The 15,539-nt window shown below is 58.2% G+C and carries 17 protein-coding genes; 6 read left to right on the forward strand and 11 right to left on the reverse strand.

The annotated features are described in order from the left end of the window. Positions 1–31: 31 nt before the first annotated feature. From ACJBF3_RS12920 to artJ, 6 genes are all read left to right on the forward strand, one after another. On the forward strand, positions 32–550 hold the full coding sequence (locus ACJBF3_RS12920; RefSeq protein ID WP_045327342.1) for a lipoprotein: 519 nt from the start codon (positions 32–34) through the stop codon (positions 548–550). 226 nt (positions 551–776) lie between these two features. Next, positions 777–1,505 carry an arginine ABC transporter ATP-binding protein ArtP gene (artP, locus tag ACJBF3_RS12925; RefSeq protein ID WP_032639162.1) on the forward strand — a complete coding sequence of 243 codons (729 nt, stop codon included), beginning with the start codon at positions 777–779 and terminating at the stop codon, positions 1,503–1,505. A gap of 19 nt (positions 1,506–1,524) precedes the next feature. Then, positions 1,525–2,256 carry an arginine ABC transporter substrate-binding protein ArtI gene (gene artI, locus ACJBF3_RS12930; protein WP_045327343.1) on the forward strand — a complete coding sequence of 244 codons (732 nt, stop codon included), beginning with the start codon at positions 1,525–1,527 and terminating at the stop codon, positions 2,254–2,256. Between the two features lie 6 nt (positions 2,257–2,262). After that, a complete protein-coding gene (gene artQ / locus ACJBF3_RS12935; RefSeq protein WP_045327345.1) occupies positions 2,263–2,979 on the forward strand; it encodes an arginine ABC transporter permease ArtQ in 717 nt (238 codons plus the stop codon). After that, complete coding sequence (artM, locus tag ACJBF3_RS12940; RefSeq protein ID WP_045327347.1) at positions 2,979–3,647, forward strand: arginine ABC transporter permease ArtM; 669 nt, start codon at positions 2,979–2,981, stop codon at positions 3,645–3,647. Before artQ ends, artM begins: the two co-directional genes overlap by 1 nt. A gap of 195 nt (positions 3,648–3,842) precedes the next feature. Further along, positions 3,843–4,574, forward strand: coding sequence for an arginine ABC transporter substrate-binding protein ArtJ (gene artJ, locus ACJBF3_RS12945; RefSeq protein ID WP_045327349.1), 732 nt, complete (start codon positions 3,843–3,845; stop codon positions 4,572–4,574). An 85-nt stretch (positions 4,575–4,659) separates the two neighbouring features. Here the strand turns inward: artJ and ACJBF3_RS12950 are convergent, their stop codons facing one another. The 11 genes from ACJBF3_RS12950 to nfsA form a co-directional block, all read right to left on the reverse strand. Next, positions 4,660–6,129, reverse strand: coding sequence for an ATP-binding protein (locus ACJBF3_RS12950; RefSeq protein WP_045327350.1), 1,470 nt, complete (start codon positions 6,127–6,129; stop codon positions 4,660–4,662). Continuing rightward, complete coding sequence (locus ACJBF3_RS12955; RefSeq protein ID WP_045327351.1) at positions 6,113–6,820, reverse strand: response regulator transcription factor; 708 nt, start codon at positions 6,818–6,820, stop codon at positions 6,113–6,115. The genes ACJBF3_RS12950 and ACJBF3_RS12955 overlap by 17 nt, the downstream gene beginning before the upstream one ends. 174 nt (positions 6,821–6,994) lie before the next feature. Further along, positions 6,995–8,125: a 23S rRNA (uracil(747)-C(5))-methyltransferase RlmC gene (gene rlmC, locus ACJBF3_RS12960; RefSeq protein ID WP_045327354.1), complete on the reverse strand. Its 1,131-nt coding sequence runs from the start codon at positions 8,123–8,125 to the stop codon at positions 6,995–6,997. 40 nt (positions 8,126–8,165) lie between these two features. Then, on the reverse strand, positions 8,166–8,639 hold the full coding sequence (locus ACJBF3_RS12965) for a YbjO family protein (protein ID WP_045327355.1): 474 nt from the start codon (positions 8,637–8,639) through the stop codon (positions 8,166–8,168). Between the two features lie 65 nt (positions 8,640–8,704). Beyond that, positions 8,705–9,550 carry a putrescine ABC transporter permease PotI gene (gene potI, locus ACJBF3_RS12970; RefSeq protein ID WP_008503447.1) on the reverse strand — a complete coding sequence of 282 codons (846 nt, stop codon included), beginning with the start codon at positions 9,548–9,550 and terminating at the stop codon, positions 8,705–8,707. Then, entirely contained in the window at positions 9,547–10,500 is a 954-nt protein-coding gene (gene potH / locus ACJBF3_RS12975) for a putrescine ABC transporter permease PotH (RefSeq protein WP_045327357.1), read from the reverse strand. Before potH ends, potI begins: the two co-directional genes overlap by 4 nt. Positions 10,501–10,509: 9 nt before the next feature. Continuing rightward, a complete protein-coding gene (gene potG, locus ACJBF3_RS12980) occupies positions 10,510–11,643 on the reverse strand; it encodes a putrescine ABC transporter ATP-binding subunit PotG (RefSeq protein ID WP_047723690.1) in 1,134 nt (377 codons plus the stop codon). A gap of 98 nt (positions 11,644–11,741) precedes the next feature. Beyond that, positions 11,742–12,854 (reverse strand): spermidine/putrescine ABC transporter substrate-binding protein PotF, encoded by a 1,113-nt coding sequence (potF, locus tag ACJBF3_RS12985; protein WP_045327361.1) that lies wholly within the window; start codon positions 12,852–12,854, stop codon positions 11,742–11,744. A 351-nt stretch (positions 12,855–13,205) separates the two neighbouring features. Next, positions 13,206–13,682: a YbjN domain-containing protein gene (locus ACJBF3_RS12990; protein WP_032639153.1), complete on the reverse strand. Its 477-nt coding sequence runs from the start codon at positions 13,680–13,682 to the stop codon at positions 13,206–13,208. Positions 13,683–13,745: 63 nt separating this feature from the next. After that, entirely contained in the window at positions 13,746–14,648 is a 903-nt protein-coding gene (gene rimK, locus ACJBF3_RS12995; RefSeq protein ID WP_045327363.1) for a 30S ribosomal protein S6--L-glutamate ligase, read from the reverse strand. Between the two features lie 69 nt (positions 14,649–14,717). Continuing rightward, complete coding sequence (nfsA, locus tag ACJBF3_RS13000; RefSeq protein WP_045327365.1) at positions 14,718–15,440, reverse strand: nitroreductase NfsA; 723 nt, start codon at positions 15,438–15,440, stop codon at positions 14,718–14,720. Positions 15,441–15,539 lie beyond the last annotated feature (99 nt).

Below are 15,539 nucleotides of genomic sequence, written 5' to 3' on the forward strand. Positions count from 1 at the left end.
GAAAGGATAGTTAATAAATAAGGAAATCAACATGCGCTATTCAGCTTTAACACTTTTGGTGCCCTGCGCGCTGGTGCTCAGCGCCTGTACCACCACGGTCACGCCAGCCTTTAAGGATATCGGAACCCGCAGCGGCCCCTGCATTGAGGGCGGCCCGGACGCCGTGGCGCAGCAGTTCTATGATTATCGCATTCAGCACCGCAGCAACGACCTCACCGGCCTGCGCCCCTATCTCAGCGACGGCCTGGCAAAACTGCTTAACGACGCCGCCCGCGATCCGCAGCACAACGCGCTGCTGAAATCCGACCCGTTCTCCAGCCGCAGCACGCTGCCGGACAGCGCCGAAGTGGCCAGCGCGTCAACCATCCCGAACACCGATGCGCGTAACATTCCGCTGCGCGTGAAGCTGACGCAGGGAACCCAAACCTGGCAGGACGAAGTCCTGATGATCCGTGAGGGCCAGTGCTGGGCGGTCGACGACGTGCGCTACGTTGGCGGCAGCGTTCATGCCCCGGCCGGCACGCTTCGCCAGTCAGTTGAGAACCGCTAAACCATCAGTTATAAAAATGTTACCCCCGTAAAATGTCCGGCATTTCTCGCGGAATGCCGACATTTATACTCGCCGACCTTGCCCGTCGCTATTTTGTGCTATGTTTAAGAGGAAACACGGGTTATATTTAACTTTTAACGCAGAAATATTGCATAACTATTCTGTCAACGGTACTATCTGCGGCCTCAATTGCTATAGATTGCCTGGATGAGTAAAGACTGCCCCGATGAGTATTAAACTAAACGGCATTAACTGCTTCTACGGCGCACACCAGGCGCTGTTTGACATCACGCTGAACTGCCCGGAAGGCGAAACGCTGGTTTTGCTTGGCCCGAGCGGTGCAGGCAAAAGCTCCCTTCTGCGTGTCCTTAATCTGCTTGAAATGCCCCGCTCAGGTACGCTGGCGATTGCCGGCAACCATTTTGATTTTGCGAAAACGCCCTCTGATAAAGCGATTCGCGAGCTGCGTCAAAACGTCGGCATGGTCTTCCAGCAATACAATCTCTGGCCGCATCTGACCGTCCTGCAAAACCTGATTGAAGCGCCGTGCCGCGTGCTGGGGTTAAGCAAGGATCAGGCGATCGCGCGTGCCGACAAGCTGCTGGATCGTCTGCGCCTTAAGCCTTACAGCGACCGCTATCCGCTGCACCTTTCCGGTGGTCAGCAGCAGCGCGTCGCCATTGCCCGCGCGCTGATGATGGAGCCCGCCGTTCTGCTGTTTGATGAACCGACCGCAGCGCTGGATCCGGAAATCACCGCCCAGATCGTCAGCATCATTCGCGAGCTGGCGGAAACCAACATTACGCAGGTTATTGTTACCCACGAAGTGGAAGTGGCGCGTAAAACCGCCAGCCGCGTGGTGTACATGGAAAACGGCTATATCGTTGAGCAAGGTGATGCGAGCTGCTTCGCAAACCCGCAAACCGATGCCTTCAAAAACTATTTATCTCATTGATTGTGTCAGGGGAAATATAATGAAAAAAGTATTACTTGCCGTGCTGCTTGCTGGCGTTACCCTTTCTGCTACCGCAGCCCAGACCATTCGTTTCGCCACGGAAGCCTCCTACCCTCCGTTTGAGTCGATTGATGCGAACAACAAAATTGTGGGCTTCGACGTGGACCTCGCTAACGCCCTGTGTAAAGAGATCGATGCGACCTGTACCTTCAGCAACCAGGCGTTCGACAGCCTGATCCCAAGCCTGAAGTTCCGCCGTATCGACGCGGTGATGGCCGGTATGGACATCACCCCGGAACGTGAAAAGCAGGTGCTGTTCACTGCCCCTTACTACGATAACTCCGCCCTGTTTATTGGTCAGAAAGGGAAATTCACCTCTGTCGATCAGCTGAAAGGCAAAAAAGTGGGCGTGCAGAACGGCACCACGCACCAGAAATTCATCACGGATAAGCATCCGGAAATTACTACCGTTCCTTATGACAGCTACCAGAACGCGAAGCTGGATCTGCAAAATGGCCGTATTGACGGCGTTTTCGGTGATACCGCGGTAGTGACCGAGTGGCTGAAAGCCAACGACAAGCTGGCGCCAGTGGGCGACAAAGTGACCGATAAAGACTACTTCGGCACCGGTCTGGGCATTGCCGTCCGTCAGGGCAACACCGAGCTGCAGCAGAAATTCAACGCTGCGCTGGAAAAAGTGAAGAAAGACGGCACCTACGAAACCATCTACAAAAAATGGTTCCAGAAGTAATTCCTGATGAATGAAATTTTTCCTTTAGCAAGCGCCGCCGGGATGACCGTCGGCCTTGCCGTTTGCGCACTGATTATCGGCCTCGTGCTGGCGATGTTCTTTGCGGTGTGGGAATCCGCGAAATGGTTCCCCGTCGCCTGGGCAGGCTCGGCGCTGGTCACCGTGCTGCGTGGGCTACCGGAAATTCTGGTGGTCCTGTTTATCTATTTCGGCTCGTCACAGCTGCTGCTTACGCTGTCGGACGGTTTTACGCTCAATCTCGGCTTTGCGCAGATCCCGGTGCAGATGCAGATTGACAACTTCGACGTCAGCCCGTTCCTGTGCGGCGTGATTGCCCTCTCTCTGCTCTACTCGGCGTACGCGTCGCAAACCCTGCGCGGAGCGCTGAAGGCCGTGCCGCAGGGCCAATGGGAATCGGGCCAGGCGTTAGGGCTGTCGAAATCCGCCATCTTTTTCCGTCTGGTGATGCCGCAGATGTGGCGTCATGCCCTGCCGGGCCTCGGCAACCAGTGGCTGGTGCTGCTGAAAGATACCGCGCTGGTGAGCCTGATAAGCGTTAACGATTTGATGCTGCAAACCAAAAGCATCGCCACCCGTACCCAGGAGCCCTTCACCTGGTACATTGTGGCGGCGGCGATCTACCTGGTGATTACGTTGCTCAGTCAGTACATTCTCAAGCGTATTGACCTGCGGGCGACGCGCTTTGAACGGAGACCAGGCTGATGCTTGACTATTTCCCGGAGCTCATGAAAGGGCTGCACACCAGCCTGACGCTGACCGTGGCGTCCATCATCGTGGCGCTGATCCTGGCCCTTATCTTCACCATCATCCTGACGCTGAAAACGCCGGTGCTGGTGTGGATTGTGCGCGGTTACATCACCCTGTTTACCGGTACGCCGCTGCTGGTGCAGATCTTCCTGATTTACTACGGCCCGGGCCAGTTCCCGTCGCTGCAGGAGTATCCGGTTATCTGGCACCTGCTCTCTGAGCCGTGGCTGTGCGCCCTGATTGCCCTTTCCCTGAACAGCGCGGCCTATACTACCCAGCTGTTCTACGGGGCGATCCGCGCCATCCCGGAAGGCCAGTGGCAGTCCTGCGGGGCGCTCGGCATGAGCAAGAAAGACACGCTGGCGATCCTGCTGCCGTACGCCTTTAAGCGCGCGCTCTCCTCCTATTCCAACGAAGTGGTGCTGGTGTTCAAGAGTACCTCGCTGGCCTACACCATCACCCTGATGGAGGTGATGGGCCACGGACAGCTGCTGTACGGGCGCACCTATGACGTGATGGTGTTCGGCGCGGCGGGCGTGGTGTATCTGGTGGTGAACGGTCTGCTGACGCTGATGATGCGTCTGATCGAGCGTAAAGCTTTAGCGTTTGAGCGCAGATCGTAGGCCGGGTAAGCGCAGCGCCACCCGGCAAGAAGTGCATAAATGTGATTTATCACTGCGGGTAACCTTCTGGTTATCCGCTTTTTTTTTTACAAAAAATAATATTTAATCATTTTTATTGCATACAAATTCATTTACTGGCATTGTACATCCAGGCCGCAGACACGGCGCATCAATAAGACAGACGGGAGCATGATAATGAAAAAGTTAGTTCTGGCCGCACTACTGGCAACCTTCGCCGCTGGCGCATCCGCTGCGGATAAAATCAATTTCGGCGTGTCCGCCACCTATCCGCCGTTTGAATCGCTGGATGCCAGCAACCAGATCGTGGGTTTCGATATCGATCTGGCGAAGGCGCTGTGCAAACAGATGCAGGCCGACTGCACCTTTACCAACCACGCCTTTGACAGCCTGATCCCGTCATTGAAGTTCAAAAAATACGACGCGGTGATCTCCGGGATGGACATCACCCCAGAGCGCAGCAAGCAGGTGACGTTTACCGACCCGTACTACGCCAACTCGGCGGTAGTGATTGCGAAGAAAGGGGCGTACACCTCTTTCGATCAGCTGAAAGGCAAGCGTATCGGAATGGAAAACGGCACCACGCACCAGAAATACCTCCAGGACAAACATCCTGAAGTGAAGACCGTGGCCTATGACAGCTACCAGAACGCCATCATCGACCTGAAAAATGGCCGTATCGACGGCGTCTTCGGCGACACCGCCGTGGTCAACGAGTGGCTGAAAACCAACCCGCAGCTGGGCACCGCAACGGAAAAAGTGACCGATCCGCAGTACTTCGGCACCGGCCTCGGCATCGCGGTACGTCCGGATAATAAAGCCCTGCTGGAAAAGCTGAACGGCGCGCTTAAAGCGATTAAAGCCGACGGTACGTACCAGAAAATCAGCGAGCAGTGGTTCCCGCAGTAACCCTTTTTGTCGGGTGACGGCTTCGCCTTACCCGGCCTACGGGGGGAGTTGTAGGCCGGGTAAGCGCAGCGCCACCCGGCAATTCTCAAAGCGGCACAAAGAACCTGAAACGCGCCCCGCTCACCGACTCCATCAGCCTGATCCCGCCGCCGTGCAGCTCCAGCATCCGTTTCACGATTAACAGCCCCAGCCCGCCGCGGTTCTCCCGCGAGGCCTGGGTATTGAGCGCCGACGGCCGCTGGAACAGATCGTCGCGCAGCGAGGCATCCACGCCCGTGCCGCTGTCGGCCACTTCGACCTGAAGCCGTTCATTCTCCTGCCAGACCGCCAGGCGAATTTCCCCGCCGGTCGGCGTATGGCGCATCGCGTTATCGAGCAGGTTAGTCACCACGCGTTCAATCATCGACACGTCGGCGTTGACCAGCGGCAGCGGTCCCGGCACGTCAATATGCAGATTCACCTCGCGCGTGCGGGCGGTGAGCTCAAACTTCTGCGCCACGTCGGAAATCAGCTCCCCCATCGCGAAACGCTCGCGCTGCGGCTTGATGCCGCCGTGCTCAAGGCGCGCCAGCTCAAACAGCTGCTGCGAAAGGTGACGTACCTTTTGTCCCTGACGCAGGGCGGTGGCGAGATACTGCTGGTGCTCCTGCGGCGTCAGGGTCGCGGACTTGAGCGACAGAGTTTCCAGGTAGCCCAGCAGCGAGGTCAGCGGCGTGCGGAGATCGTGCGAAATATTGGCGATAAACTCCCGGCGCTGGCGATCGCTGTCGGCCAGCCGATCCCACTGTTGGGTGATTTTGCGCGCCAGCTCGATAAAGCTGTTGCGCAGGCGCGCCACTTCGTCATTTGCCGCATCTTCCGGCGGCTGTGCAGCCAGCTGCCGGATCGCGCTTATGCTGTCCTGCTCCAGCCCGGCGACCTCCACCGTCAGCTGTTTTACCGGGCGCGTGACCCAGTACCAGACCAGCAGGCCCGCCAGAAGGCCAAACAGCGCCACCCACAGCAGTGACCAGAGCACCGTGCTCCACAGCGCCTTGTGCCAGGCCATCTCCGCCAGCGCGTTCGACTCCTCGCCCTGCAAAATAATGTACAGGTAGCCCTTAAGCTCGCCATCCTGTCGCAGCGGCGTGGCGCTGAAAACCTTTTTGTTCTGGCTGCGCGGATCGTCGCCCAGTACCGGTATGGCGGTCCCGCTCAGGAAGGTTTGAACCGGTGCCAGGTCGATTTTTTGCCGCTGAATGTGGCCCGGCGGTGCGGCATCGGCCAGGATATCGCCGTCGGGCGACACAACGTACAGCTCAACGCTCGGATTGAAGGTCATCAGCCGGTCAAACAGCGGCTTGAGCGCCGTTCGGTCAACCCTGCCCTGCGCGTCCAGAATCGGTTCCCGCTGGACGATCTGCTGCGCCAGCCCGCCGGATAGCCGCTGCACCATCGCGTTGCCGTACTGCGTGCTGGTGTAGAGCTGCACCGCGCAGGCAACGGCGGCGCAGAGCATCATCAGCAGGATGAACAGCAGCGTCAGGCGCTGGCTCAGGCTAAAACGGCGCATCATGATTTGGCTCCGCAAATTTGTAGCCCTTGCCCCAGACGGTACGAATAATCTCCGGCTCGGCGGCGTCCTTCTCTATCTTGATGCGCAGGCGGTTGATATGGGTATTGACGGTGTGCTCGTAGCCTTCGTGCTGGTAGCCCCAGACCTGCTCAAGCAGCGCCAGACGCGAAAAGACCTCGCCAGGGTGGCGGGCAAAAAAGTAGAGCAGCTCAAATTCACGCGGGGTGAGATCCACCACCTGGCCGTGGAGCAGGACGCTGCGCGCCAGCGGATCGATGGTCAGACCGTGGGCCTGGATTTGCCCATCCGTTTGCGCCTGCCCCATCGCCTGCTGGCGACGAAACAGCGCTTTGATGCGCGCAATCAGCTCCTGCACGGAGAACGGTTTTGCCAGATAGTCATCGGCGCCGGTTTCCAGCCCGGTGATGCGGTCGGTTTCGCTGCTGCGGGCGCTGATGATGATGACCGGCAGATAGCGCGTCATCTGACGGATGCGGCGGCAAATCTCCAGCCCGTCAACGTTGGGCAGCATCAGATCGAGGATCACCGCATCCCACGGCTGTTTTTCCAGGCGCTGCAGGGCATTGCCCCCGTCGGGCTCGTGGGTGATGGCGTAGCCTTCGTCTTCTAAATTGAGTCGCAGAAGCGCCGCGATATCGTGGTCGTCTTCCACCAGCAGGATCTGCTTCATGGGTAAGCCTTCATTCAATTCTTATGACGTAAGCTTACCTGATTTCGCCGGGATGAAGAGTTCACATTTTGTTGAACATTGTGCGGGGGTCATGCCGGGTGGCGGCTGCGCCTTACCCGGCCTACTCAGGACCGTAGGCCCGGTAAGCGCAGCGCCACCGGGCAATGTTAAGGATTAGCGCGTTTTCACTAACAACGTCAGCACTTCATAATGCGCGGTATGCGGGAACATATCGAAAAGATGCACGCGTTCAATGCGGTAGCCCGGCAGGCTGGCGATGTCTTTTGCCATGGTCTGCGCATTGCAGCTGGAGTAGACGATAAAATCAGGCGCCATCTGGCTCAGGTAGTCGCAAAGCGCCTTTCCAATGCCGCGGCGCGGCGGGTTAACCAGCACCAGCTCCGGCACGTTGCCCTGGCCGGTGGCGAACTGCGTGGAGTCCAGCGCCTGGAAGTGCAGATTCGTTAACCCCAGCTCGGCGGCGGACTGCTTCGCGCAGGCAATCGCTTCGGCAGAGATCTCAATGCCGGTGAGCTGCATCTCCGGCGTGGCGCAGTGCAGGCCAAAGCCGCCCACGCCGCAAAACAGATCCCACATATGATGGATGTTTAACCCCCGAACCCAGTCACGGGCGGTGGCGTATAACGCGCTCGCGACGGTCGGGTTGGTCTGGAAGAAGCTCTGCGGGCGGATCCACAGCGGCACGCCGTTAAAGTTCTCCGCCAGCGCGTGCTGGTCGGTGAAGAAGATCTCTTTCTCCCCCTCCATGATCGCCATATGCACCGGCTGAATGTTTGCGGTAATAACCTTAAGCTGCGGCAGCTGTTCCTGCAGCCACGGCAGCGCCGCGCGCAGCTGCTCGAGCTTGGTTTCAGAGCGCAGCACGAAGCGCAGCATCATGCCGCCGTCAATCTGGCTTTCGGTCAGCAGCAGGTACTTAAGCTCGCCGCGCCTGCGGGCGACGCTGTAGGGCGTTAACCCTGCCCGCGCGATAAACGGTTTCAGTGCGGCAAAAACGGGCTCAAACGAGGCGGGATAAAGCGGGCAGTCGGTTAAGTCTTCCGGCGTGCCGTCCCGGTGCAGCATCCCCAGCAGCGGTTTTTCTACGCTGCCGCTGACCACCATTTTAGCTTTGTTGCGGAATCCCTGTTCCGGGCCGCTGACGGGTGCGCACCACTCGCCCACCGCGTGGGCTGCCAGCAGCTGTTGCAGGTCGGCCATTTTGGCGGTGAGTTGTTGAGAGACCGGCTGTTCTATCCACTGACAGGAGCGGCAGCGTCCGGCGTCATAGAGTGCGCAGTGCATATGAAAACCTTAAGGAAAACGAGGGCTGCGATTATACACATTATTGCAGGCGGAAGAACCGCCGACTGGACGCGGGGATAAAAAGCAGGGACAGAACCAGCATATCCGGCAGTTTTTGCATAAACAGCGCGCGCAGGATCTCGCGTTTGGATCCACCGGCAATGCTGAACAGCTCCGGGTAGCCGTACCCCAGCGAGGCGGCCCACAGATAGCTGGCGGCGGTGATTTGCGTCAGCAGATAGACCCAGCGCGCCCAGTTGCGCCCTTTAACCAGCGAAAACGCGCAGTAGATCTCGATAAACACCAGCGCCAGGCTGCTCAGGAAGACCAGCGTCAGATTCCACGTCTGCACGCTGCGGTGAATGAATTCACCGATGCCGCGCACGCCCAGGGTGTTCAGAATCATCAGCACGTCCAGGCAGCGGATCATAATAATGGCGAGCGCCGCCACCTGAACCAGCGCAGGGACGTTTGGACGCGCGTGCGTAATACGTGATTTTTTTAATAATCCCAATGTTTTACTTCCCTGAAAAACAGTGCCGCGTCATGCGCGGCACATCACTGGAAATTTTAAATGCTTCAGCCGCGTCTTGCACGCTGGATATCGCGCACGCGCTGTTTTTCCGCGCGCGCCATCAAATACCAGGCGATAAATCCGACAATTCCGACCACGCCGAGGATGATAGAGGCCAGGGCGTTGATCTCCGGGTTGACCCCCATGCGCACGCTGGAGAAGACCAGCATCGGCAGCGTCGTCGCCCCCGGGCCGGAGACAAAGCTGGCGATAACCAGATCGTCGAGCGACAGCGTAAACGCCAGCAGCCAGCCGGAGATCACCGCCGGCATAATCATCGGCAGCGTGATGATGAAAAAGACCTTCAGCGGCGTCGCGCCGAGATCCATCGCCGCCTCTTCTATGGAGCGATCCAGCTCGCGCAGGCGCGAGGCGATCACCACCGCCACGTAGGCGGTACAGAAGGTGACGTGCGCCAGCCAGATGGTGAGCATGCCGCGATCCGCCGGCCAGCCTATGGCGTGCGCCAGGGCCACAAACAGCAGCAGCAGCGCAAGGCCGGTGATCACGTCCGGCATCACCAGCGGGGCGGTGATCATAAAGGCAAAGCCGTTCGAGCCGCGAAAACGCCCGAAGCGCACCATCACCAGCGCGGCGATGGTGCCCAGCACGGAGGCCATCGTCGCCGCCAGCGCCGCAATGGTCAGGCTCAGCCCCACGGCGCTCATCATCGCATCGTCGTGGAACAGCTCGCTGTACCAGCGCGTCGACCAGCCCGCCCAGACCGTCACCAGTTTGGAGCTGTTGAACGAGTAGATCACCAGCATCAGCATCGGCGCATAGAGGAAGGTAAAGCCGATGACCAGGATCGCGATTCGCCACGGGGAGCGCACTACCGGTAAGTTGTTCATCCGCGATCTCCCATCTGTTTCTGCTGATGCTTGTGGAACCACATGATCGGCACGATCAGCAGCAGAAGCATCACAATCGCCACCGCCGACGCCACCGGCCAATCGCGGTTATTGAAGAACTCCTGCCACAGCACGCGGCCAATCATGATGCTGTCGGGGCCGCCGAGCAGTTCCGGGATCACAAACTCCCCCACCGCCGGGATAAAGACCAGCATTGACCCGGCGATAATCCCCCCTTTGGTGAGCGGAACAATGACGCTGAAGAAGGTTTTCAGCGGCCGCGCGCCGAGATCGAGCGACGCTTCCACCAGCGAGTAGTCAATCCGCGTCAGCGCCGTGTAGATCGGCAGCACCATAAACGGCAGATAGGCGTACACAATGCCGATATAGACCGCGAGGTTGGTGTGCAGGATCGTCAGCGGCTGATCGATAACGCCTAACCACATCAGAAAGTTATTCAGCACGCCGTTGTTTTTCAGGATCCCCATCCACGCGTAAACGCGGATCAGGAACGAGGTCCACGACGGCAGGATCACCAGCAGCAGGAGGATGTTACGCGTCGACGGCTTGCTGTGCGCCACGGCCCACGCCAGCGGGTAGCCCATCACCAGACAGCAGAGCGTCGAGATCGCCGCCACCTGCAGCGACTGCAGATAGGCTTCGAAGTAGAGCGGGTCGTCGGTGAGCTGCAGGAAATTGCCCAGGTTTAAGGTCAGCGTCAGCTGCCCGTCGGCCCAGTCCAGCAGGTTGGTGTAGGGCGGGATCGCCCGCGCCATCTCCGCCAGGCTGATCTTGAAAACAATCAGGAACGGCAGCAGGAACAGCAGGATCAGCCACACGTAAGGCATGGCGATCACCAGCTTGCGGCCGTGCTTCATCTGCATGCGCGTCAGCCACTGGGCAAAGCCGCCCGGCTTTTCTGCTCGGGCTGGAGGTTCAAGTGTGCTCATGATCGCTCCTTATACCGTCAGTACGACGCAACTGTCAGCATCCCAGCACAGGCGAACTTCGTCGCCCCATGTCGGCTGCCCCTTGCGATAGCGATGTTCGTTCTGCAGCTGGGCGCTGAGCATCTGTCCGCTTTTCAGGCGCACGTGATAGATGGACAGATCGCCCAGATAGGCAATGTGCACCACTTCGCCCACGGCAAAGTTATAGCCATCGGCAGGCGGATCCTCACAGAGCATGATCTTCTCCGGGCGCAGCGCGACGTAGACCGGCACGTTATCCACCACGGAGCTATCCGGATCGACCTTAAGCGGATGCTGCAGCCCCGGCGATTCGATGACCAGGCCATCTTCCTGACGATCTTTCAGCAGCCCTTCGAAGACGTTAACCGAGCCGATGAACTCCGCGCTGTAGCGGGTGGTCGGATGCTCATAAATCTCTTCCGGCTCGCCAATCTGCACGAACTTCCCGCGGTTCATGATCGCGATACGTCCGGCCATGGTCATCGCCTCTTCCTGGTCGTGGGTCACCATCACGCAGGTCACGCCCACGCGCTCGAGGATATCCACCACTTCAAGCTGCATGCGGTCGCGCAGCTTTTTGTCCAGCGCGCCCATCGGCTCGTCGAGCAGCAGCAGCTTCGGACGTTTTGCCAGGCTGCGGGCCAGGGCCACGCGCTGGCGCTGGCCGCCGGAGAGCTGGTGCGGCTTACGCTTCGCGAACTCCTGCATGTGCACCAGGCTCAGCATCTCGGCCACGCGCGCGGTAATTTCGACCTTCGGCAGCTTGTCCTGCTTCAGGCCAAAGGCGATGTTCTGCTCCACCGTCATGTGCGGGAACAGCGCGTAGGACTGGAACATCATGTTGATCGGACGCTGATACGGCGGCACGCTGGAGAGATCCACGCCATCAAGCACGATCTGCCCGGCGGTGGGCTGTTCAAAACCGGCCAGCATGCGCAGCAGGGTCGATTTGCCGCAGCCCGATGCGCCCAGTAGCGCGAATATTTCGCCTTTATAGATAGTCAGGCTGACGTCGTCCACGGCATGCTGGCCATCGAAAGATTTGGTGAGGTTACGAATTTCAAGAAGCGGGGTCAGCGCTTTACGGACTTTCGCCTGCGGGCGGGGGATCGCGTCATTCACGGGGTGTTCTCCGGTAGAGATCAAATCATGGTGCAGGCGCACCAGAACGGTGCGCCTGTTGCCGGGGGCGCTTCGCTTGCCCGGCCTGTGACAAAGGGCTACTTACCGCTTTTCACCTTGGTCCACGCGCGGGTACGCACGCGGTCAATTTTTGGATCCTGAACCTTCAGGGTGAAGAGCTTGGCGAACACGTCAGCTGGCGGATAGATAGCCGGATTATTGCGGATCGCTTCGCTGACCAGCGGCACGGAGGCCTTGTTACCGTTGGCGTAATAGACGTGGTCGCTGATGTGGGCAATCACTTCCGGACGCATCAGGTAGTTGAGGAACTGATAGGCTTCGTCTTTGTTTTTGGCGTCAGCCGGCATCGCGAAGACGTCAAAGAAGGCCAGCGCCCCCTCTTTCGGGATGAAGTAAGAAACGTTTACGCCGTTTTTCGCCTCTTTCGCGCGGTTCGCCGCCTGCCACACGTCCCCTGCCCAGCCGATCGCGACGCAGATATCGCCGTTCGCCAGGTCATTGATGTACTGAGACGAGTGGAAGTAACGAATGTTTGGACGCAGCTTCAGCAGGAGATCGGTCGCCGGGCCGGTGTAGTCATCCGCCTTGCTGCTGTTCGGATCTTTGCCGAGGTAGTTCAGCACGGTGGCGAAAATCTCTTCCGGCGCATCGAGGAAGGAGACGCCGCAGCTTTTCAGCTTCTCAAGGTTTTCCGGCTTCAGCACCACGTCCCAGCTGTCCAGCTTGACGTCCGGGCCCAGCACCGCTTTGACCTTGTCCACGTTATAGCCGATACCGGTGGTCGCCCACAGGTAAGGCATCGCGTATTTGTTGTCCGGGTCATGCTTTGCCACCAGCTTCAGCACGTCGGGATCGAGGTTTTTCCAGTTCGGTAACTTGCTTTTGTCCAGCGGCTGGAAGACGCCCGCCGTCAGCTGACGCTCCAGGAAGCTTGCAGAAGGCACGACCAGGTCAAACCCGGTGCTGCCCGCCATCAGCTTTCCTTCCAGCACTTCGTTGGAATCGAACACGTCGTACACCACTTTAATGCCGGTCTCTTTCTCAAAGTTACCCACCGTGTCCGGCGCAATATAGTCAGACCAGTTATAAACGTGCAGCGTTTTTTGTTCCGCAGCGAGCGTGCCGGCAGAGACGGCCATCAGAGCACCCGCAACCAGACCCGATAACCATTTTTTGTTCAAGGCGATCATAGTGTTATTCCTTCTGAAAGCTCGTTAACAAACGAACTAAAACTGTGCAATCTGGATGTATGCAAAAATCATGCATAGTTTGTCGCTCTGCTCAAAATAAAAAGAAACCTCTTTACCCGGCAGGATCCGCTCGCTTTTTGAAGCATCGCAAGAATAACTGTAGCCCGTGTCTCCGGCTATAGCCCAGACGAAAAAACGCCTTTTATCAATTTTTTATGCAGGTTATGTCTACGTGATAAGCCGAAACGGCCTTCAGGGAGGTGAAAAATTCTTTAAAGAAAGGTTAAAAGCAGCAGAAAAGATGGCCTTCTGCAGTCGCCATGGCAGCGACTGCGCAAAAGTCAGACAGCCTTAGTGGAGAAAATTGGGAGATGCATCATTATTCTCTGCATCCTCTTCTGCGCTATACAGCAGATGATGTGCATTGGCTTCCATCATCACCATGGAAATTTGCTCTTCGCTCAAGCGCATAAACCAGGCGAACTGCTTGAACGACAGCCCGGCGCCGGAGAATAAAGACTGGCAAACGACCAGTTTTGGCAGATTATCATCCTGTATGTCGAGAAATGCCTTCACCGTCAAAGAACTGGCATTGATGGCCGACAGGTCGGAGGCCAGCGCCAGCAGCGCGGACGGCTTCACTTCGGCCAGCGCGGAGAAAAGGATCACGTCGTTAATCAGATCGATTTTGGCATCGAAAATGCCGTCGAAATTCTGCATATGAGGCAGATGCAGCGCCTGGCAGGAATCGCATTCAAAAAACGTAATTCCGGCATCATCAAGCCATTGACGTAACGTATCCAGTGTAGGTACGACCTGTAAATCCATCGCTGTGCAGCCTCTTAAATAAAAACTTCGTCTAGATTACGCAAAAAGTGCATTCAATGCCATTTAACCGCCCGTTTTCAGACAGTAGCCCGGCGTTGCATGACGCTCGATCCATGCGATCATTTTACCCGCAATATCGACGCCGGTGGTTTTTTCCACGCCTTCCAGCCCCGGGGAGGCGTTAACCTCCATGACCAGCGGCCCGCGCGTCGCCCGCAGAAGGTCTACACCCGCCACGTCCAGCCCGAGAGTCTGCGCCGCTTTTACGGCTATCTCGCGCTCGCGCTCGCTGATATCGGCGATTCTGGCAACGCCGCCGCGGTGAAGGTTAGAGCGGAAGTCGCCCTCTTTCGCCTGTCGCTCGATGGCCGCCACCACTTCGTTACCGACCACGAAGCAGCGAATATCGCGCCCTTTCGCCTCTTCAATATACTCCTGCACCAGAATGTGCGCATTCAGCCCGCGGAAGGCGTCAACCACGCTTTCAGCCGCCTGACGCGTCTCCGCCAGCACCACGCCGATGCCCTGCGTGCCTTCCACCAGCTTGATCACCAGAGGCGCGCCGCCCACCATGTCAATGAGATCGCTGGTATCGTCGGGGGAATGGGCTATTCCGGTGACCGGGAGATCGATCCCCTGACGGGCGAGCAGCTGCAGCGAGCGCAGCTTGTCGCGGGCGCGGGAAATGGCGACGGATTCATTGAGCGGATAGCTGCCCAGCATCTCGAACTGGCGCAGCGCGGCGGTGCCGTAATAGGTTATCTGCGAGCCGATGCGCGGGATCACCGCATCAAAGTGGGGCAGCTTGCGGCCTTTGTAGTGAATCGACGAGGCGGCCGGGTCGATGTTCATATAGCAGGACATCGGGTCGAGGATCTCAACCTGATGCCCGCGTTTGGCTGCCGCTTCTCGCAGGCGTTTACATGAATAGAGCGTTCCATCCCGGGACAATATGGCAATTTTCACCCTGCACCTCTCTGAAGACATGGAAAAAGCCTGCGTATCATATACGCAGGCTGGCGCAGGATAAATGGACTATCGCGTCGCCCAGCCCTGTTTGTGCAGATAATCGAGAATAAACGGACGGTTTTCCTTAATGATGGTGCGGCGAATATGGTCGCTCCAGGTGTCGCGACGGTTATTGCTGTCGCGCGTCAGATAGTAGTTCGCCAGCTCTTCGTCGTATTGATGGAGGACGTCCCGATCGACCGGCTGGTAGTGATTCTCGTGCACCAGCATGGCGGCAGGAATGCGCGGCTTAAGATCCGGGTTATCCGCCGGCCAGCCGAGGCACAGGCCGAACAGCGGCAGCACGTGTTTCGGCAGCTTCAGCAGCTCGGTCACGCTTTCGATGTTGTTACGCAGCCCGCCGATGTAGACGCCGCCTAACCCCAGCGACTCCGCGGCCGTGAAGGCGTTTTGCGCCATCAGCGCGGTATCCACGACGCCCAGCAGCAGCTGTTCGGCCAGCCCCAGCTGCGCTTCAGGGCAGATCTGCAGGTGGCGGTTAAAGTCGGCGCAGAACACCCAGAACTCGGCGGCCTGGGCCACATGCTTCTGTCCGCCGGTCAGGGTGACCAGCTGTTCGCGCATCGCCGGGTCGGTAATGCGGATTATCGAGCTGCACTGCAGGAAGCTGGAGCTGGAGGTCGCCCTCGCGCTGTTAATGATGGCGGTACGCTGCGCCTCGGTAATCGGCTCATCGGTAAAGTGGCGGATGGAACGGTGGGACAGGAGCAGGTCAATCGTGGGTGTCATCTTATCTCTCTTTATCTTGCGTAAACCTTATGCCTGCCAGTATAGGCAATGATTTGCGTGATGTAATTGGCGAAACATAGCCTCACTGTATCAAAGCGA

Origin of the sequence: Enterobacter sp. PP-008-ECC_S150 (assembly GCF_045257065.1) — a bacterium.
Classification (GTDB): domain Bacteria; phylum Pseudomonadota; class Gammaproteobacteria; order Enterobacterales; family Enterobacteriaceae; genus Enterobacter; species Enterobacter chengduensis.